This window comes from Daejeonella sp. (assembly GCF_044348475.1).
In the GTDB taxonomy this organism is placed as follows: domain Bacteria; phylum Bacteroidota; class Bacteroidia; order Sphingobacteriales; family Sphingobacteriaceae; genus Daejeonella.
Window position 1 is genome coordinate 1 of record NZ_JBIKSU010000037.1, and the last position, 20,218, is coordinate 20,218.

The 20,218-nt window shown below is 36.6% G+C and carries 15 protein-coding genes; 9 read left to right on the forward strand and 6 right to left on the reverse strand.

The window, feature by feature from the left end; all coding sequences use genetic code 11:
• Window positions 1–150 precede the first annotated feature (150 nt).
• Window positions 151–1,104 carry a Fic family protein gene (locus ACIQZ6_RS08420; RefSeq protein WP_395810078.1) on the forward strand — a complete coding sequence of 318 codons (954 nt, stop codon included), beginning with the start codon at window positions 151–153 and terminating at the stop codon, window positions 1,102–1,104.
• A gap of 533 nt (window positions 1,105–1,637) precedes the next feature.
• On the opposite strand, the gene ACIQZ6_RS08425 is transcribed toward ACIQZ6_RS08420, so the two are convergent.
• The 3 genes from ACIQZ6_RS08425 to ACIQZ6_RS08435 all read right to left on the reverse strand — a co-directional run bounded on the left by ACIQZ6_RS08425 (window position 1,638) and on the right by ACIQZ6_RS08435 (window position 5,995).
• Window positions 1,638–4,010, reverse strand: coding sequence for a tail fiber domain-containing protein (locus ACIQZ6_RS08425; RefSeq protein WP_395810080.1), 2,373 nt, complete (start codon window positions 4,008–4,010; stop codon window positions 1,638–1,640).
• Window positions 4,011–4,226: 216 nt separating this feature from the next.
• Window positions 4,227–5,072, reverse strand: a complete 846-nt coding sequence (locus ACIQZ6_RS08430; protein ID WP_395810082.1) for a helix-turn-helix domain-containing protein — start codon at window positions 5,070–5,072, stop codon at window positions 4,227–4,229.
• A 704-nt stretch (window positions 5,073–5,776) separates the two neighbouring features.
• Entirely contained in the window at window positions 5,777–5,995 is a 219-nt protein-coding gene (locus tag ACIQZ6_RS08435; protein WP_395810084.1) for a hypothetical protein, read from the reverse strand.
• Between the two features lie 454 nt (window positions 5,996–6,449).
• Between ACIQZ6_RS08435 and ACIQZ6_RS08440 the strand changes: the two genes are divergently transcribed.
• The gene (locus ACIQZ6_RS08440) at window positions 6,450–6,857 is read left to right on the forward strand and encodes a DUF2452 domain-containing protein (protein WP_306550694.1); all 408 of its coding nucleotides are present in this window, start codon (window positions 6,450–6,452) and stop codon (window positions 6,855–6,857) included.
• A gap of 43 nt (window positions 6,858–6,900) precedes the next feature.
• Here ACIQZ6_RS08440 and ACIQZ6_RS08445 read toward each other — a convergent pair whose 3' ends face one another.
• Genes ACIQZ6_RS08445 through ACIQZ6_RS08455 form a run of 3 tightly spaced genes read right to left on the reverse strand, consistent with a single transcriptional unit; the run spans window position 6,901 to window position 11,306 of the window.
• Window positions 6,901–8,103: a DUF6786 family protein gene (locus ACIQZ6_RS08445; RefSeq protein WP_395810086.1), complete on the reverse strand. Its 1,203-nt coding sequence runs from the start codon at window positions 8,101–8,103 to the stop codon at window positions 6,901–6,903.
• A 46-nt stretch (window positions 8,104–8,149) separates the two neighbouring features.
• The gene (locus tag ACIQZ6_RS08450) at window positions 8,150–8,641 is read right to left on the reverse strand and encodes a peptidylprolyl isomerase (RefSeq protein ID WP_395810088.1); all 492 of its coding nucleotides are present in this window, start codon (window positions 8,639–8,641) and stop codon (window positions 8,150–8,152) included.
• Between the two features lie 4 nt (window positions 8,642–8,645).
• On the reverse strand, window positions 8,646–11,306 hold the full coding sequence (locus ACIQZ6_RS08455; RefSeq protein ID WP_395810090.1) for a GH116 family glycosyl-hydrolase: 2,661 nt from the start codon (window positions 11,304–11,306) through the stop codon (window positions 8,646–8,648).
• Window positions 11,307–11,435: 129 nt separating this feature from the next.
• Here ACIQZ6_RS08455 and ACIQZ6_RS08460 point away from each other — a divergent pair, with 129 nt between their 5' ends.
• The 7 genes from ACIQZ6_RS08460 (at window position 11,436) to ACIQZ6_RS08490 (ending at window position 19,586) form a co-directional block, all read left to right on the forward strand.
• Complete coding sequence (locus tag ACIQZ6_RS08460) at window positions 11,436–13,835, forward strand: hypothetical protein (RefSeq protein ID WP_395810092.1); 2,400 nt, start codon at window positions 11,436–11,438, stop codon at window positions 13,833–13,835.
• A 309-nt stretch (window positions 13,836–14,144) separates the two neighbouring features.
• Complete coding sequence (locus ACIQZ6_RS08465) at window positions 14,145–16,334, forward strand: DUF5916 domain-containing protein (RefSeq protein ID WP_395810094.1); 2,190 nt, start codon at window positions 14,145–14,147, stop codon at window positions 16,332–16,334.
• 23 nt (window positions 16,335–16,357) lie between these two features.
• Complete coding sequence (locus tag ACIQZ6_RS08470) at window positions 16,358–16,567, forward strand: hypothetical protein (protein ID WP_395810096.1); 210 nt, start codon at window positions 16,358–16,360, stop codon at window positions 16,565–16,567.
• Window positions 16,557–17,714 carry a restriction endonuclease subunit S gene (locus ACIQZ6_RS08475; RefSeq protein WP_395810098.1) on the forward strand — a complete coding sequence of 386 codons (1,158 nt, stop codon included), beginning with the start codon at window positions 16,557–16,559 and terminating at the stop codon, window positions 17,712–17,714. Before ACIQZ6_RS08470 ends, ACIQZ6_RS08475 begins: the two co-directional genes overlap by 11 nt.
• A 169-nt stretch (window positions 17,715–17,883) precedes the next feature.
• Window positions 17,884–18,711: a hypothetical protein gene (locus ACIQZ6_RS08480; RefSeq protein ID WP_395810100.1), complete on the forward strand. Its 828-nt coding sequence runs from the start codon at window positions 17,884–17,886 to the stop codon at window positions 18,709–18,711.
• On the forward strand, window positions 18,702–19,106 hold the full coding sequence (locus ACIQZ6_RS08485) for a DUF6717 family protein (protein ID WP_395810102.1): 405 nt from the start codon (window positions 18,702–18,704) through the stop codon (window positions 19,104–19,106). Before ACIQZ6_RS08480 ends, ACIQZ6_RS08485 begins: the two co-directional genes overlap by 10 nt.
• A 9-nt stretch (window positions 19,107–19,115) precedes the next feature.
• Complete coding sequence (locus tag ACIQZ6_RS08490; protein ID WP_395810104.1) at window positions 19,116–19,586, forward strand: hypothetical protein; 471 nt, start codon at window positions 19,116–19,118, stop codon at window positions 19,584–19,586.
• Window positions 19,587–20,218 lie beyond the last annotated feature (632 nt).

Below are 20,218 nucleotides of genomic sequence, written 5' to 3' on the forward strand. Positions count from 1 at the left end.
ACTTCTTATTCATTGCTATAATCACTATTTATTGTTCTTTTTTAATTGTTTAATTGATGAAGGTGAGGGAACTTTGTAGTTCAATGAACAAATTAGCTTTGGGTATAGGTGAAAAAAGACTACTTTTGATACTATCAAATGATAGTATCAATGAAACCTCCTTACGAAATTACTCCAAAAATTTTAAAGTTAATAACTTCTATTTCTGAAAAAATCGGAGAAGTCAATGCCAATTATCTTACCAAACAATCTCCACAACTTCGTAAGCAGAATAGAATAAAAACTATTCATTCTTCTTTAAAAATTGAAGGTAACACTTTAACCGAAGAGCAGATTACAGCGTTGATAGAAAACAAAAGAGTGATTGGTCCGGAAAAAGATGTTTTAGAAGTTTTAAATGCTATCAAAGTTTATGAAAAATTAGACAGCTATAACTTCTCTTCAGATAAAAGCTTTTTGAAAGCGCATCTCGAGTTAATGAATGGATTAATAGAAAGTGCGGGGAAATATAGAACCCAAGGAGTTGGAATAGTTAAAGGAACAATAGTTGAACACATTGCACCTCCATTTGAGAATGTTCCGTATTTAATGAAAGATTTGTTCAAATATCTCAAGGATTCTAATGAATTAACATTAATAAAAAGTTGCGTATTTCATTACGAAATGGAATTCATTCATCCTTTCCTAGATGGTAATGGTAGAATGGGAAGACTATGGCAAACTCTAATTTTAATGTCTGAATATGCAGTTTTTGAGTTTTTGCCATTCGAGGCGTTAATCAGCAAAACTCAAGATGACTATTATAAATCACTAGCATTAAGTGACAAATCTGGGAAGTCAACTATCTTCATTGAATATATGCTTGATGTCATTGAAAAATCATTAAAAAATTTACTGAATTACAATAACAGAGTTTTAAAAGATACTGATCGTTTAGAATACTTTTTGAACCTCGGCATTAAAGAATTTAATCGAAAAGATTACATGAACGTTTTTAAAGATTTGTCGTCAGCAACAGCTAGCAGAGATTTAAAAAAGGGAATGGAAATGAATAGGTTTGAAAGTATTGGTAAGTTCAATAAAACGAAATATTTACTGAAATAATGACTGTTGCTAACAGCGGTTTGACAAGATTGCAAATTTGTGGCAAATTCACGTTTGCGTTCCGGAATAAATTTTATGTTTAATGGAAAATAAACGGTTCCGAAGCTCGCAACCTCAACCTCGCCTAGCCCGAAACCGTTGTATAAGGGATAAAGAAATTTGTTTAGGGATACTACTAAGCTCCTTCACTTTGTTCAGGATGACAGGTGCATAGCGCTTCAAAAAATAAATTTCAATCAAAAAACGATGTCATCGCGAAACCTGCTCTTGGCAGGTGAGGGAACTTTGTGAAACTGACATAAATACATCTATGTAGATGTTTTTGGAAAAACACACGCGACACGCGTGCGCCAGCACTGAAAGAAGATGCTCGCAAAGACGCAGTTTTATATTGGATAAAGAAATTTGTTTAGGTAGTATACTACTAAGTTCCTTCACTTTGTTCAGGATGACACGGGCACAATCAATAAAAAAAAGCACGCGCGAAATGCGCGTGCTAGCAAGCAAATAAAATAATTCAGTAATCAATAAGCCTATTTTTTCAAAGACAAAATCAGCGCTTTAAGTTCTTCAATTTGTTTTTGTTGTTCCTGTATAGCCTTAGTCAAGACCGGAACCAAATTGGAATAGGTAATCCCTAAAATTTCTCCCTTACTTAAGTCTCCTTCTTTTCCAGTAACTACTTCTGGAACTAGTTTTTGTACTTCTTGTGCAATAAAACCAACCTGCTTTAAATCATTGCTAATTAAATTATATTCAACAGGTCTTAATTTTAAAACAGTTGACAATCCATAGTTAGAATTAACTATGTTCTTCTTAATACGACTATCTGATGCTGCAGTCCATGCTACTTGACCTCCAATAGTAGTCACAGAAGCATTTCCCAGTTGAATGGTGTTGCTCGCTGTAACTCTAGCTCCATTACCAATTGCCGTAGTATTGGTTAAGTCCTTGTTGCTGCTGGAAACCCCTGCATCAAAGCCAATGGCTGTATTTAAAGTTCCTGTTTCATTATTTTGAAGAGCATTCATCCCGATTGCTGTGTTATTTGAACCTGTAGTATTAGAAAAAAGTGCACTTTCTCCAGTTCCAGTATTATTATTGCCTGTAGTGTTTCCCCTAAGAGCCGAGGTACCGCTTGCTGTATTAAAATTACCACTGGTATTACTTCTAAGAGTACGAAAGCCAATTGCTGTGTTATAGGTACCTATGATAGCTCCAGAAGATACATTAGATGAAAGTGTTTCTCGGCCGAATGCTGTGTTAGTTGTATTAGAACTATTAGTTAAAGTTGATTTACCTTTACCAACTGTAATTCCATTCACCGTTAAATTACCACTGGTGATTACATCAGTGACAGCCGCATCTCCTAATTGAATGGTGTTGCTCGCTGTAACTCTAGCTCCATTACCAATTGCCGTAGTATTGGTTAAGTCCTTGTTGCTGCTGGAAACCCCTGCATTATAGCCAATGGCTGTATTTAAAGTTCCTGTTTCATTATATTCAAGTGCTAAAGGACCGATTGCTGTGTTATTTACACCTGTTGTGGTTTTATCAAGAGCAAATGCGCCAAATGCTGTATTAAATCCACCTGTGCTTATTTTAAGAGCATCTAGGCCAATTGCTGTGCTATAATTACCTGTTATGTTACCTGAAAGTGCGTTCATCCCGACTGCTATATTAGAATTACCTGTGGTGTTACTATTAAGAGCTGCAGTGCCGATTGCTGTATTAGTACTTTCATTTCCACCACCTTTACCAACCGTAATTCCATTCACAATAGCATCTTTTGAAAATGTTGTTGTCTCTGAAAATGTTTTTGAAGCTGTTATTGTTTGTGCAGTATTGGTAGTTACATAATTCGTTAGATCCGGAGTAGGGATCGAAGTCCAGCTTAAAATTCCAGATCCAGTGGTACTTAATACCTGTCCACTAGTTCCATGAGTATTCGGATAGGTCACTGTTCCTGCTATTAAATTTCCAGTGGTAGCAATATCGGTTGTTAAATTGATGGTGCCAGAGGTAAGCGTACCAACACTCGTTAAACTTGAATTAACCACATTAGATGCAAGCGTTGTTCCAGTTAATGTACCAGCATTTGCAGTTACAGTTATATCCCCACTTCCATCAAAGGCTACTCCATTGATTGTTTTTGAAGCGGCTAATTTAGTGGCTGTTCCTGCATTACCTGTAATAGTTGTTTGATCACCAGAATTTACACCAGATAAATTATTTAGGGTAGCCACACTGGTGGTTAGTCCTGTTAAATTAGTTGCTGTTGCTGCATTCCCTGTTACACTTCCTGCTATCGGATTGGTAACTGTTAAGTTAGCTAATGTTCCTACACTGGTTAAACTAGAACCTGTAACAGTTGAGTTTAATGTAGTTCCTGTCAATGTTCCTGCAGCGGCAGGTACAGTAATATCAGCACTTCCATCAAATGCTACTCCGTTGATGTTTTTTGCAGCTGCTAATTTAGTGGCTGTTCCGGCGTTACCTGTAATAGTTATTTGATCGCCTGTATTCGTTCCTGTAATAGCTGAAAGTTTTGTTTTTTCGGTAGTGGTATAATCATTGCTTGATAAATCCTTGCCAGCTACCTTGTCTACCTTGCTAGCTACGTCAGTTTGAATGGCCATCAACTTCCAAGCAGAACCCGTAAAATAATAAAAACCTATGGGAGCTGTGGTTTGATAAATCAATAACCCTTCGGCAGGACTCACAATCGCATCTTTTTGGGTAGCGCTTAATCTTGGAATTAAGATCCCTTTGTTATTGGCTGATGAGCTAACGTCTAAGGCTGCAGAAGCTGCAGGTGTTTTAGTTCCAATACCAATTTGAGCAAATGTTGGTACAGAACCAAGCAAAATAAAAATGCTAAAAAGCAAGTAAAAAACAGATTTCATGGGTTTAATTTATAAGTTATAAAATGAGTATTCTATATGTGATCCATTTGCTACTAACGCTAATTATCAATGGTTAAGAATCAAGCAACTATTTATAAAACAAAACTATGAAGTGTTAATCTTGTTAGAAGAGGGATAGCATACTAAACATGTCCTATAATTTTATTATGGGACAAGAAAGACATACTAATAGAATTTTTAAAGTGGGGGGGGGTATTAAGTTTTGAAAAAATCAGAAGGCATCATCCCTTTTTCCTTCTTAAAAGCTCTATAAAAAGTAGACTTGCTACTAAATCCTGATTCTAAAGCAATTGCTTCGATAGTTTTTGCATTGCATTTTGCAGGATAGGTTTGAATAAAATAGTCAATCCGAAATTTATTAAACCAATCTAGAGCACTAATTCCATAAGTGGCTTTAATTAATCGTGAACATTTATGAATACCCATAGAAGAAGCCCGGGCTAAATCCATAAGATTAAAATTTGGATTTAAGAAAAGTTTATCTGTTAGCATCATATTTTCTAATACCGAGCCAGCATCTTTTTCAGAAACAGAAGAATTGACATTACTTCCATTTTTTATAGAAAAAAATGTTGAATTAGTATTATGCGACGGATATTCTTTAACAAAAAAAAGATATCCATAAAGCAGTTTTGGATTCATAAAAATTGAATATATGAAGCCAAACCATACCGCAATACCGAACCATAAAGAAAATTGATACGCAAGTGGATATTGATTTATAAACAAAACACCATTTTGGGAAAATTCACTAATAAATAAATTAACATGACTCAAGGTGATTGCAGTCAATCCCGAAATAAGCAATGTTTTTTTTGATTGGCCCCATCCCTTAATGTCCATAAGTTTAGAACGGAATAGTGCCCTCCAACTAAGGCTTAAATAAATTAAAAATAAGCTGTATTTAAACCAATAATGAAATGATGCTGGCATAAATCCGGTATCATCAATTATAGCCATATTTTTAGTGTTAATTAATTCAGCAACAAGAAGATCTGTATCTAGAGAGGGCGAAAAATACCAAGGATAAATTTCAATCACTGCTAAAATTGCAGGGATGAAATGTAAATACTCAATAGAACTGAGCTTTTTTCTATTATGAATTAAAGCGTTTGTGTATAAAAGAATACAGGCGGGAGCTGCATAATATAAGGGGAATGAGAATCGTAAAATAAATGGAATTTGAGTAATATAACCAGTTTCAACTAAACAAAAACATAATAGCTGATGAAACCGTACAAAAACCCATAAAAACAGAGTTGCTCTCAACAATGGTTGAGCTGTTTTTTTTAAAAGCAAACGCAAAGCAACCAAAAGAAGAAAAAAACATATAGTCGATATAAAGAATAATGAAAGCACTGCCAATGAAATTAATAGCCCATCTAAAAAAAATCACAATCATATCAAATTGTAAATCTGCAAGAGTTACAATTCTGTTAAAATCAAGTGCTATTTAAATTAATTTCTTTAAAAAAGAGAATTTTATAATTAATTTAATTTTTAATTAAAAAACTATATTTTATATAATAAAATAAACTTAAAAATTAAACAAAGTAGACTGGAGTAATTACAGAAAGAAATAAGGCAAGCATCTTAATCCATTAAAAAAATATTTAATTTCAGTAAAAGTCAGTTAAAGGGTTAACATTGCAGCGATTGAAGTAAATTTAAATACCCATTCAAGCATGATTCCAATACCTGATTAATGAGCAAATTTTTGAATCATTTTGAGGCTATTATAAGATTTATTTCATTTTGACCAAATTCAGTTGTAAATCTTGCTCGCTTAACCCATTTAATTCAGAATCAGAATAATTCATGCTTAAACTTCCACTAAAAGAAGTACTTGGATTACTGAATTGATATACCCGAAATACTTGACTCGATAACTTGGCAGTTGAGGCAGATACTTGGGCAAGATTGGTATTTTTCAATGTAAAATCTTTAGTCGGAATCATTGACATTACACCTGCATGAAATATACCGCCCGCAGTAATAGTTATCCCTTTTCCTGAACCTATAGAAATTAAAGAATCGGTTTATGAAAATGCCTGAGAGGTAATCAAAGACAGGAATAATATGAATATGTATCTCATTACAATTTGGTAATTGTTATTTAGATAATTAAATTATCGTTTCGATTGTTTTTAAACCAAAAAAGCCATCCTAAATTCACGCAGTTATAAGAAGTATGGCAAACAAACGCAATTGCCAATTGAACCAGAAATTTGAAAGTGAAATTATCACAGAATGAAATTGATTTGATGCGCAACTCAGCAATTTTACATTAATGGAAGGCTTACATGTTTTCGATTGCAAAAATGCATGAAATTACATTGAATTTACATAAAGATTTACGCCATTTATTAATTTAGCGCCTAGAAAAAAGCTGTAAATTATATACCCAAGATATTCTTAATGCAAGAAAATGAAGAAAAACCAGACCTCGTAGTTTGGGACAATGAACGTGGTTATTATCAAAAAGGGCTAAGCTACGGCAGTAATGTTAGTGCACCTGCAATTAAACTTGATAATGTTTCTGGGTGGAAGCAATCTAATGCAGATGTAGCCAATAAAAACTTTAAGACCAAGTTTGATGAACTAAAAGAAGAATACGAAAAATTGGTGAATGAGGTTCAGCTTAATGAATTGGTTTATTCATCGAAATACAATTTTACTCCGATCATGGGGCAGGTTTATCATCTTTACAGTAAGGCCGATGATTCCTTATTTCTTTCCATGATCTCACCTGATAGCTGGAAACAAAAATATCTGGGTTCTTTTAAATTAGATACCAGCCATAAATGGGCAAAGGTTGAGCTTTAGAAGCTAATTTGCCAAATAGCTTTATAAAAAGATGAATTTTAGATCAAAATTTCATCTGGTCTAATTCTAGTCCAAATAACTTTTTACTGATCTCATTAAGCTTTACAGTAGAGCCAGAAAGGTGTATGGTACGATGTATATGTTTAGCATTTTTCATAGGCGCAAGGCTTAATGCCGGCGAGGAGCTCTCTAATTCATAAAATTTTCCCATCTGTTTCCCATCAATAGGGCCATCTGTATAGGCATTTACTGCATCTCCTTCAAATGGATTATCCTGTAACTTCCAGGCAGAGTTCACATAGTCAGTTAGGCCATCCGACAAAGTAAACTGAGCGATAGTCAGTACTTTATTTTTTGCATCATAACTGCCTGCAATTGGCAATGCCCGTTTAGGCGAAACACCAATTTTACTACGCTGTTTGGCATCGGCTTTGAATAGGAGATAGCCATCCCCTATTTTCAATCGATCTGAAGTTAATTTGCCGAAATAATCATCCGTAACTATCTTACCCAGACTTAATGAATCTCCTTTTTTATAAGGCATAACCACATTGGTTTGATCATTAGACTGAAGCATACTCAGTATCCACATCGAAAGCAATCCCGATTGTTTTTCCCAACCTTTAGACCCGATATTGGTTAGCACATTTTCAGACTGGAAGCCAACTGAGCGAATAGCTGAACTCAATTCGATACCGAGTAATTGCCCAATGGTTTTTTGATCCAGCAAAGAAATGGTCCGATTAATTTTAAGATCAAAACGAGTACCTGAATAATTTTCAATCTGCATGGTCTTTTCAAACTTGGCTTCGGTATTAGTTGAAAAAATTAAATTAAAAGCCTCAGAATCGATCGCCTTAGGCACATACCAATTGTTAAATGTAAAGTCTGATCCTTTTTTAAAGAACAAAGAAAATTGTCCTCCTTCGGGTCCAAGCCAGAATCTTTCTTCACCACCCAAAGCGGTAAAATGCTCAGAAAATGCTCCGGTGGCAATCAGGTCATGGTTTATCCAGCCATAGCTCAAGCCCTTTTCTCCATCAGAGGTACTGGTCATTACGCGACCCTGATACGCAGGCAATACGATTACCTGTGCGCTCCCGTTCAAATCCTTGAGCAAGACCATATCGGGATGATGTTGTTTTAAAAATTCAAGATCATATCCAAAAGTCCCCTTTTGATTGGGCTCCTTATTGCATGAAACGAACACAAATAAAACAAGTAAGAAATAGAAATATCTTTTCACGGTTTGAGAATTTTGAATAAACATGATCTAAGAAAATTAAAAAAAATTAACAACAACCTTCTGCCCCAGAGCAAGACTTTGCCTCAGACAAAGGTGCACCATTCAGTATTTCGTCTGCAGTTGCGGGCCTGATATCTACAATGTTGAGATGATAAACCAATATCTCGCCGGCCAAGGGATGATTGGTATCCAGAACTGTAAAATCGCTAGTTTTATGTAGTAAAACGCCCTCCCGACCATCCAATAATTGAACAATATCTCCGGTTTGCAAACTGCCAAGATCCGGAATATCTTCATTTTTGATCTGAATAACCAACTGATCTTCTCTTGAACCAAAAGCCTCTGATGGATCAATACGTACTTCCATTTCATCGCCTACCATCTTCCCATTCAAGGCTTCTTCGAGTTTGCCGAGAATATTTCCTGCTCCATGTAAATAGGCTTCAGGAGCATAGCCTGCAGTATCCTGAATGAGCACATCATTGATATCTTTCAGAGTATAATGAATTGAAACTACGGTATTATTTATTACCTGCATAAGGCTAAACTTTAAAGGATAATTTTTGACCAGGCACCAGCCTGATTGTGGAAGAAAATTTCAGAGTGCATCTATTGCCTTCCTGTAAGATGGATGCCGGTATAAGCTGATCATCAAGCATAACCTGTAGGTCAGTAACTTGATGCAAAGCATGCAATGAGAAACTATTCAGACTTAACTCTCCATACTGCACTAACAGGCTTGCCTGAAGCTTTTGAGATCCCCTTTCTTGTTCATAACACCCCCAAGCCGCTGCAGAAGTAAAAGGAGCTTTGAACTTTTCAGGATTCAATTTAGGATTGAAAGCCATATGACCATTGGGGCCATGATATTCAAATCCGCACGCGGTAATAAAAGTTCCATAACTGGCCATTGCTCTTGCATAATGATCACTACATTCAATTTCATTAAATGGATTCCGTTTTGCGGCATGATACCTATCGTGAATCATTCGGGTAATAACCATCGCTTCATCGGTCATTCCTTCGGCCATCATGTGGGAGGCTACCTGATGCTCAAACCCGCTCATGCACTCATGAAAATAACCCAATTGCCAGGTAATATTATCTCCATAAGGTCTTGTTTCATTCTTTGGATTAGTATTCATCACTAAGCCCCCTTCGCCAGCAAGTGCATAGGGTCTTCCTCCGGTACGTTCTTTAATATAAGGGCCCACATCGGGAGTGAAATTATACTTCCATAAAGATTGTAATGCTTTTAGCGTTTTTTCCTTATCAATGATACGGCCCAGCGCTACCTGATGCGACCAGCTTTGCCCGTAAACCTGGTCAATATGGCATGTATTATAAGATCCCAACTTTTCTCTGCCTTTGATCTCATCCGGTCTGTGAATAAAGTATTCGCCATTGAAAAGTTTCTCCTCCATGTTTCTGCTACCTTTAATCACATATTCATTACAAATCTTCTCAAACTCAGAATCCTTCATTTCGGCAGCCATTGCTCCAGCTGCTTTTACTGCTGCAATACATAAGACCACAAGCCAGGCAATTTCGCCATCCCAAACAGCATCAAGCGTATTCTCAATTGGAGTATCCTCCATGCCATCCTGATTTTTATCCTGTCGGATGACCCATTCTGTTGCCAGCTTGATCTTATCCCAGTTCTTATTCAAAAACTTTTTGTCTACACTCATTTGATGCTCGCGGTAAATCCGCAAGATAGTTCCTGCCTGACCATCAATTGCTGCTGTTTTAACAACCTCGCCTCGATACCAAATCATCCCATCAGGCTGCAATGATAAACCCAAATCTATCCGCTGGCGGGTATCTCGTTCTATGCCCGGAAATATACGGCCTACTGCCTGAGCATATTGCCAAACATGAGTACAAGTGCCCTCGCAGCAACCAACCCCTTCCCAGGCATAAAATCTGCCTGAACGAAAACGATGCGCTGTTGTAGTAGCTAGGGTTGAAATATTTGAAAAAGTACGTTCTAAGAACCACCATGGTAAACTTGAATCAAACCAAGTATTTTTCCATAATTTACTTGTATTGCTTAGTGAAGAAAAATTCTGATGTACATAGGTTAATACTTCTGAAGCAGAACTAAACCAATTTGCATAATAACGACCTTTATCCTGAATAGCCTGATTTAACTTCAGATTGGCAAAATGCCAAGCTATTGAAAAATGCGCCTCAATTGTAGCTCCAGGCTTAATTTGGTATACAGCACGAACCGCAGCGATGAGTTGCTGATCTATAGTCTTTTCAGTAAATTTTTCATTCTGTTGAGCAAAAGAAGCCAGCGTTATAGGAAACTGAAGATCTGTAATTGCCTTAGAATCACCCCCTAAAGAGGCAATGCCCAATGTGCCAAAATCTGGATCTTGCAATTGAAGAAGCGATCCATTCAAATTGATACTTCCCTGTACTGTTTTCAATTTGCCCTCAGCTAGCACTTCATTTCTGCGAATGTCTTTTGATCCTGCAGACCTTATTGAAACCTTATTCTCAAGCCAGCCCAGTATCGATACACTGACAGGCATTTGCGAATTGTTTTTAATAGAAAAAGAATATATAGTACAGGGCAGCCCAGAACTTTTTTCATCTAGTGGGATAAATGGTGAATAAACATTTGCTGTAATTTCTAGAGGCAGCTCTTTAGAGATATAGCGAATACTAGCCATTGGGTAAGTTGCTTCAAAAATAATCTCATCCCAATCATCGGCAATCATTTTCTTTAAATAGGTTTGTTTACCTACTTGGATTTTAAAGGCAAAACCCTGTTCCATAGGGCGGATATCTCTGGCAGGTTGAACATACGCTGAGCCATCTCTAGAACGAACTTTCTTTCCAACATGAAGTTCAGTGCCCCAGTCAACTGATTTTGGATCAATACCCTCCTGTTGAGAATTAAAAATATCCCATAACCATAAGCGTCCATCTCCACCCAGGTAAACCGTGCCGGTATTGATACCACCAACTGGCATTCCAATAAAGTTAAGCTCGTTTTTGCTTTTATAGTATTTACTTACAGAACCCCGCTGGAACAATGATTTTACCCATTGGGGATCTAGTTTTTTATCGACAGGAATATTATGAACCAGCTCGCCTGGCAAAAATGGCCCGGCAATAGCCCTTGCCCTATTGGCATACATTCCGGCAGCAAATATCCCGGAGGTTTTTAAAAAGAATCTTCTTTGCATAAAGCAGCTAAAAAATTAAAAGCAAAATTAAAATTAACATAAATAGTGATTCATAAAGATGAATTAGTTCATTTATAAAAAATACCTTAATTTAATTTTTTTAATCTGAGATAAACCAAATTTGTTTTTATGATTTTTTCTAAACTAAACATAGTTAAAAATACAATCCTTTTTACCGGATTGTTCTGTCTGTCCAATAGTTCTATTGCACAACAATCATTCACATCAGGCGAATTAAAAATGAGCTTGAACAAGCAAGGATCGATCACAGAATTATCCAATTCTTTAACAGGCAAAAACTACCTTTCATTAGATACTCTATCTCCTCTTATTACGCTGGTAAGCAATGATATACGTTACAAACCGGCCTCAATGGCCTATGATAAAATTCAGAAAAAAATTACACTGGCCTATCCAGCAACAGGAGTTTCTATTGATGTTAAGGTAAGCAGTAAAAACACCCATCTGGTTCTAGAAATTATCCGAGCAGCTCCTGAGAGTAAAATCGATGCCATTGTTTGGGGGCCAATCCCTAACACCATTAGTAAGACCATTGGCGAGATTATTGGTGTTGTGCGCGATGGAGAAGTTTCACTTGGAATTCAGGTACTAAATATCAAAACACTCGGCGGTGATTATCCAACTAGAGAAGGCAGCACCTGGGCAAGGGGCATTGCGGCAGTGCCAGCAAAATGGGGAAGTACTCTGCAGGCCTATTCCATTAACCGGGATCGTGATCGCTTTGTAGATGCATGGGGTGGTCTTTATAAAAACATGCCTGTAAAAGCTTTAAAAGGAGAAACGGTAGTTGGAAGTAAAATTGCCATATTTAGCTGTAAAGAATCGGTTACCTTCAACCGCTTAGAGCAAATTGAGATTGCAGAAAACCTACCGCATCCAACGGTAAATGGGGTTTGGTTTAAAAAATCAAATCTGTATGGTAAATCTTATATGATTTCATCCTATGGTGAAAAAGATATAGATGAAATGATTGGGTATACCAAGCGTGCAGGGCTAGTATCCTTATATCACGAAGGGCCCTTTAAAAGTTGGGGTAATTTTGTATTAAATCCGGAACAATTTCCAAATGGCAGGGATGGCTTAAAAAACTGTGTAGATAAAGCTCATGCAGCCGGATTATACCTTGGAATGCATACCTTAACCAATTTCATCAATACCAATGATCCGTATGTGTCGCCTAAGCCTGATAACAGACTTAGCTTGACCGGATCATCCACATTAACTAAATCAATTAATGCTGAGCAAAATACAATTGAGCTTGCCTCACCAGAATATTTTAATGATGAACAAGGGAACAACTTGCACACTGTGAAAATTGGTTCTGAATTGATACGCTATAAATCGGTAAGCAGTACTGCACCTTATATTTTAATGGATTGCCAGCGCGGTGCATTTGGAACTGTTCAATCTGCTCATCAGGCGGGCGAGCCGGTGGGTAAACTATTTGATCATTCCTACAATGTGTTCTTTCCAAACCTAGACATGCAACGGGAAGTTGCAAAAAATATCACCAAGCTAATGAACGAAACCGGTGTAGATCATCTTGATCTAGACGGGCATGAAGGAGCCCTCGCATCAGGCCAAGGAGATTATGCGCTCGAGCTATTTGCCAAAGATGTGTATGATCAGGTTAAACATGATTTTATTATTGGTACCAGTTTGAGTAAAACATTTTACTGGCACATAGGCTCCTACTATAATTGGGGCGAGCCTTGGTACGGAGGCTTTAAAGAAAGTATGCAACAATACCGCATCGATAATCAGGGTTTATTTGATCGAAATTACATGCCACACATGTTGGGATGGTATCTTTTGGCTGAAAACACAACCCTTCCGGAGATGGAATGGATGCTTGCTAGAGCAGCAGGATATGATGCTGGATTTGCAATGGTGGCAAGGCCTGCAGCCTTAAGAAAAAATTCTCAGTCAAACCTATTATTAGATGCCATACGTGAATGGGAATTGGCAAGAAATGGAAATGCATTCAGCAAAACACAACAGGAAGCATTGAAAAATCCAAAGAATGAATTCCATCTCGAAAAACGCGATGAAGGTAAATGGACGCTACATCAGTATGCCATGTCGCCTGTTTTTACCAGAGAAAAATATGAGCGCCAACCGGGTGAACCTACTCATACTACATGGACTTTGCAGTACCCATGGAAGGAGCAGCCTTTACAATTTAGACTGCAGATTACAGGCGAAACTGGCAGTGTAAAAAACATAAAAATACAAATCGACAAGTATAAGGAGCTTTTATTCCCTGTTGAACTAGCTGCCGGTGAAAGCCTGGTTTGCGATGGTACAGAAACCATCCGCCTGTACGATAAAAATGGCAAACCTAAAGGATCCTTCAAATTACAAAACAAACCTCCAAGCGTTGCTCCCGGAGCACATATCATTTTAATCGATTCGGACTTTGCTGGAGATGCAACTCCGAAAATTGAAGTGCAATTTAAAGGGCTAGATAAAATGGAGAAAATTGAGGTTTCTAAAACTATTAATTGATTCTTTCTAGGCCAGTTAGGCATACGCGACACGCGTGCGACAGCAGACCTTTTTTAATTTTTTTTTCTCGCAAAGACGCAGAAGGCTAGGTAGTATTTATAATCCATTCAGTTTCGAAGGTATAATTTGCGTCTTTGCGAGAGGTAGACGGCATACGCGGCACGCGTGCACCAGGGGATTGAGGCACGCGTGTGCCTAGCTACTTTTTGGATTAAGTGATAATAAAAGTAAATTAGCCCCATCATAAAACAAAATCCTATTTCAGACATGACCTTTCAGCATAAATCTCAATGGATAATATCAATACTGTTGATTTTTTCACTTTATGTTGAAGCTCAAGAAAATCGAACCCAGTCATCAGTCGCGAACCGACCTACTGTTCAAGCCAAATTATCTAATCAAGCTCCGATTATAGATGGAAAAATACTAGGCGATTCATTTTGGGAAAGTATAGAGCCCATTGGTGATTTAACCCAAATCAAACCTAATGTGGGTGCTCCTGCTTCCGAAAAAACAGTGATACGAATTGCTTATACAGATAAAATGTTTTACGTATCAGCTATCTGTTACCATATAGATCCAAAAGCAATAGTAGTTTCTGACTCAAGAAGAGATGCTGATCTGACCGATGACGATAGTTTTCTGTTTATTCTCGATACCTATAATGATACTCAAAATGGTTTTTTATTTGGAACCAATGCCGATGGCATGGAATACGACGCCCAAATTGACAATGAAGGTAAAGGCAGCAATAATACCAATCGACAGCAGGGAGGTGTAATTGGCGGAATAAACTTAAACTGGGATGCTGACTGGGATGTGAAGACCCAAATTGGTGATTATGGCTGGAGTGCAGAATTTGCAATTCCATTGCGATCTCTACGATTTACAGCGGGTCAAAATATGGTTTGGGGTATCAATTTTGAAAGGAACATCAGCAAAACCACAGAAACAGCTTATTGGGCAACAATACCAATTGGTTTTGATTTAAAAAGATTGTCAATGGCTGGCAAATTGCAAGGATTATCGCTGCAGAATCCCGGCAATTTCAAAATATTTCCATATGCACTTACACAGGTAGTCAACAATAAGGCCATAGTGCCTAATAAAACCGACAACAATTTTGAGGCCGGTATGGATTTGAAATATAGCATAACACCCAGTTTAACTGCCGACTTAACCTACAATACCGATTTTGCCCAAGTTGAGGTAGATGATGAGCAAGTTAATTTGGATCGATTCAACTTATTTTTTCCGGAAAAAAGGCCATTTTTTCTAGAAAATGCAGGCCAGTTTACTATGGGTAGCCCAGGCGAGGTAGATCTATTTTTTAGTCGCAAAATTGGTATTAGTGGGAAAGGAAATATTATACCAATTACAGGAGGAGGCCGGGTTTCAGGTAAAATAGGGCAAACTAATGTGGGATTATTAAGCATGTTCACAGACGATGTTCAAAGCCTAGGCATCGATAAGAATAGCTATAACATGGCCAGGGTCAATCATGATTTTCCAAAGAGCAGATCATCTATTGGAGGGGCATTCATAAACAGAGCAGGATTGGGTGAACGCAATGACGATTACAATCACGTTATGGCGGTTGATGGCAAATGGGGTCTTGGCCAAAAGGCACAAATAACCGGTTTTTTAGCTAAAAGTACAACCCCCGGAATTACTGATTCTGATCATTCATACAAACTTCAGTTCAGTTATAATTGGCTAAGATGGGAACTCAGAGCTGCCTACACCGAACTTGGTGAAGGATTTAACCCAGAAGTAGGTTTTCTTCAACGAAGTGCTTTCAGGAAACCTGAATTTTTTATCCAGCATAGATGGAGGCCAGATAATTTATTGAATTTATTAGAACTCAGGCCGCATGTTTCGTTCAGACAATATTCTGATTTTAAAGGAAATTTAGTAACAAGTTACCTCCATGTTGATAATCATTGGGTTTGGAAAAGTGGCCTTGAAATACATACCGGAATAAATTATACAACTGAAGGAGTTTTGCAAGATTTTAATTTATCAGGAGTCTTAGTTCCAAAATCAATATATAAGCATAAAGAAATGCAATTGGTCATGATTACCAATCAAAATAAAGCAGTTTCATTGAATGCCCGAACAATTGTTGGAGGATATTTTGGAGGAGATCGAATAGCAACTACGGCAACTGTAAAAGCGAGAGTTGGAGACAAGTTAAATTCTTCACTTATTGTCAATCACAATATATTAAATATGCCAAATGGCGAGTTGAAAGCCATTATACTTGGGAATCGTTTGGCATACTCGTTTACCCCACGTATGTTTGTTCAGAGCTTAGTTCAATACAATAACAGGTCAAGAATTACTTCTGTAAATGCGCGATTTGGCTGGCTTCAAAATGCCAATAATGGTTTGTTTGTGGTAGTCAATATCGTAAAAGATAAAGATTTATTTGACCTGATGGATACCCGAAGCCTGACACTGAAATACACGCGAAGCTTTGATTTATTGAGTTTGTAAAGATTCTTGGTGGCGCTTGGAAAGTGAAGATTGCTGATATTGTCAAAAATGATGATAAAGGGAAATTGATTAATGTAAATCTTGATATCAAAAATCCAAATAGAAAAGGTGAATTTGAGTATCGTGAGCCAGCCGAATTAGCCAAATCAATAATTGAAAGGGAAAAAGACATTTTCAGTTTAATGAAGGAAATAGAAAAAGAAATCAAAATCGCTTTGAGCTATGAAGGGTAATTGGAAACAAACTATAGTTGGTGATTTTGTTCAGCAATCGAACAACCAAATTTCACTTATTCCTACAGAAACATACACTTTACTGGGTATGAGTTTAGAAGGTAGAGGTTTATTTATTCGTGAACACAAAAAGGGTTCAGAAATTGGAAGCAAATCATTAAATAAATTACAGACTGGTCACTTTATTTACAGTCGTCTTTTTGCTTGGAAAGGAGCATTCGACTTTGTTACAGTTGAATTTGATGGATTTTATGTTTCAGATGAATATCCGACTTTCAAAGTAGATAACAAAAAAGCTGATGTTCGGTTTTTACATTACTATTTTAATCAAGCTAAAACTTGGAAAGCGGTTGAGCAGTTTTGTATTGGCGTCACAAAGGCAAGCCGAAATAGGTTTAAAGAAAGATTCTTTTTAGACTTTCCAATAAACCTTCCTGACCTTCTTACGCAGAAGAAAATCGTTGCAAAAATTGAAAAAATTACAAGTAAAAGCAGTCAAATATTTCAATTAACAAATGAGCAAACTAGAGACATCAATAATTTACTATTCAGCAAATACACTGACCTTATCGAAAGTGCTGAATGGTTGCCAATGAAAGACGTTGCTCCAATTATTCGCAGACCAATTGTTTTAAAAGATGAAGCATTATATCCCGAATTGGGTATTCGTTGTTTTGGAAAAGGAACATTTCACAAACCTGCATTAACAGGAACAGAAGTAGCAACCAAAAAAATTTTTCAAATCAAAACAGGTGATTTAGTTTTCAGTAATGTATTTGCTTGGGAAGGTGGAATTGCAGTTGCAAAAGAAGAAGATAATAACCGCTACGGCTCACATCGTTTTATTTCTTGTGTGGCTGATGAAGAAAAAGGATTAGCAGCATTTTTGTGTTATCATTTTCTATCTCAAAAAGGATTAGAAGATATTAACGCTTGCAGTCCAGGCGGAGCAGGAAGAAACAAAACATTGGGCTTAGATAAGTTGATGAAAATAATGGTTCCAGTTCCTTCAATTGAGATTCAAAAAGAATTCGTTGAACTTCTTGAAAAAACGAATGCTATCAAGGAACACCACAAAAAAACCGAACAAGAATTAACTGAACTTATGCCGAGTTTGCTAAACAAGGCTTTTAAAGGAGACTTGTAAAATGATAACAAAAGAAAAAGCCAATTTATTTAGAAAGCGGTTGTAATAATAATCTTACTCGAAATTGGACACGCTTAAGTATTAAGCTCCTTAAGGAAGAATATTGTAACATAAAACGCATTAAGTTTATTCATATATTTGAAAAAGCCTTAAAATCTCAATTTTATTTATGAAAAACAGTATGACTTTTATTTTAGCAACAGTTTTACTGCTTATGAGCTGTAACAGTTCCTCTGAAAGTGTTACTGAAAAAGAGAAATATCAAGATGGTACCTATTGTGCAGACGTTGATTACTATAATCCAAAAACTCAACGGACCAGTAGCTATAGTCTCAATGTTGTAGTAACGAATGGTAAACTTGTAAAAATAAAGTGGTCCAATAGCGGCTGGTTAGATGAAAATCACTTCACTGCCCCAATCGTTTCTGATAATGGCACTTGCTCATTTACCTCTGATAAAGGGTACTCTTATACAATTGACATAAAAGGAGCAGAATGTTCTTCTACGGATAATCCGGAAGATATTGACGGGTCTATGGCATATTTTAAAAGAAGCGAATGTGCAAACGTTTTTAACGCATCGCCAGAATTATTTAACCGATTTTTGAAATCAAGAAAAGTTTCTGCAGATGACATAATATCTGAAAAAGAATGCGACTTGATGCATGAGAGTTTTGAGTCCCTTAGCCGGTTAATGAAACTAGAGAAAAAAATTGATGAAGGGTATATACAAAAACATTTTAGTTGGAAAGGCGGTTTTGGTGGAAGTTGTCAAACAATTGTCGTAAAACGTCATGGCTCCTTTTATGTCCTAGAGATAACCAGTGGAGAAGCAACTATGGGGTTAACTTCATTCGATACTAAAATTACTGACTGGCAACGTATTATGATACAAGAAAATCCAAATGTAGACAAATGGGTGGTTGTGATGGCAAGAGTTATTGCTAATGGATCTAAATTAGAAATGGAGGACCTTTCAGAAAGTACATGCAAATAAAAAAACGATTTTATCAAGAAGAAGATGGACGCTGGTATATAGATTTACCAGAATACAATGAATCAGGAGTGGGCACTAAGTCCAATCTTGAAATGGTAGCAGGTGCAGACACCTTTCTATCTAGATTAGCAGAGGGTAAGACAACAATCACCCTTAAATTTGAAGATGAGCCATTTGAAGGTCACACTATAAATATTATAAGATCTTCTGATGATGGTTATACACCTGAACTTACAGATGATATGGAACTTGATTCAGGTGGGTGGTATCATTACTATGACAAGAAAAAGTGGTATCAATTAAAACCAACATGTCATACTCTTTGGTTATGTTCTGTCACTTTATATTTATTTAACTACACCTATCCAAAAAACATATTTATTCAAATTATTTAATCCATTTTCATGAAAAAATATTCAAAGCTAGTAGTTTTTATACTATTATTTTATTCTTGTAAAGAAAAACTCAATGAACCCAAGCAAGAAAATATTAATACTTTTTATCAACAAACGCCCTTAGATGTATCACCAATATTTGACAGCATAGATGGTTCTCGTATTCCAGCACCTCCAGCACTTCCACCTACAGAAGAAGGGGTTATTAATATTGATTTACAAGTAATAGGAAATGTAAAACTACCAAAAATTGTAGCTAGGAATAAAGATGAACTTCTTAGAAAATCTGATCGCCAATTGGCAGCTATTGCAAGATATTTACGTAGAGACGACCCAACTTATAAGATAAGTCCAATTCCCGGTGTAAGCATGCAACAACTAGATGACGATTATGAATCATTTTTTAAAAAAGCAGAAAAAGAAAGGGCAAAAATTGAAAAGAATAGTAAACTTAGTGCAAAAAAATTATTTGGTAATTAATAAGTGATAGCTGTCTGGATAATATCACTACTATATGTCTTAATAGACTATTTCTTTAAAAGAAAGAATAGAATGGGTCTATGGAGTTTAATAAACGCTTTAGCAGCTTTAATATTTATTCTTATGTCTGCTATTTATGCAGGCAAGTTCATAATCTACTTTTGGCACCCCTATTTTTTTAGATTAGCAGCTGGTCTGATAATTATTTTGATACTGCGTCTAATGCAGTTCTTCTTTTTCCCATTTCTATTTTGGAGAAAAAAAGACTTAGGTCCTGAAACATTTATAGATTGGTCCCAGATCTTTAAGGGTAAAAGATTGTCTTTATTAAAGATGTACCAATATTCAGACACGGAAGATTGTGAAAACTACCCTCATTCTTTTTTTACAAGATGGCAGAGACGCAAAGTAATGACGGAGACAAATTTCATACTAATTGAAAACCCTTAGCGTCTTCGCGTCTTTGCGAGAGTATTTTGTTAGATCGTTTGTCTCGCAGAGACAAATCTAGGGGCTTTGTTTATTTAGAAGAGTTATCTCGCAGAGACGCAGAGACGCAAAGTAATGACGGAGACAAATTTCATACTAATTGAAAACCCTTAGCGTCTTTGCGAGAGTATTTTGTTAGATCG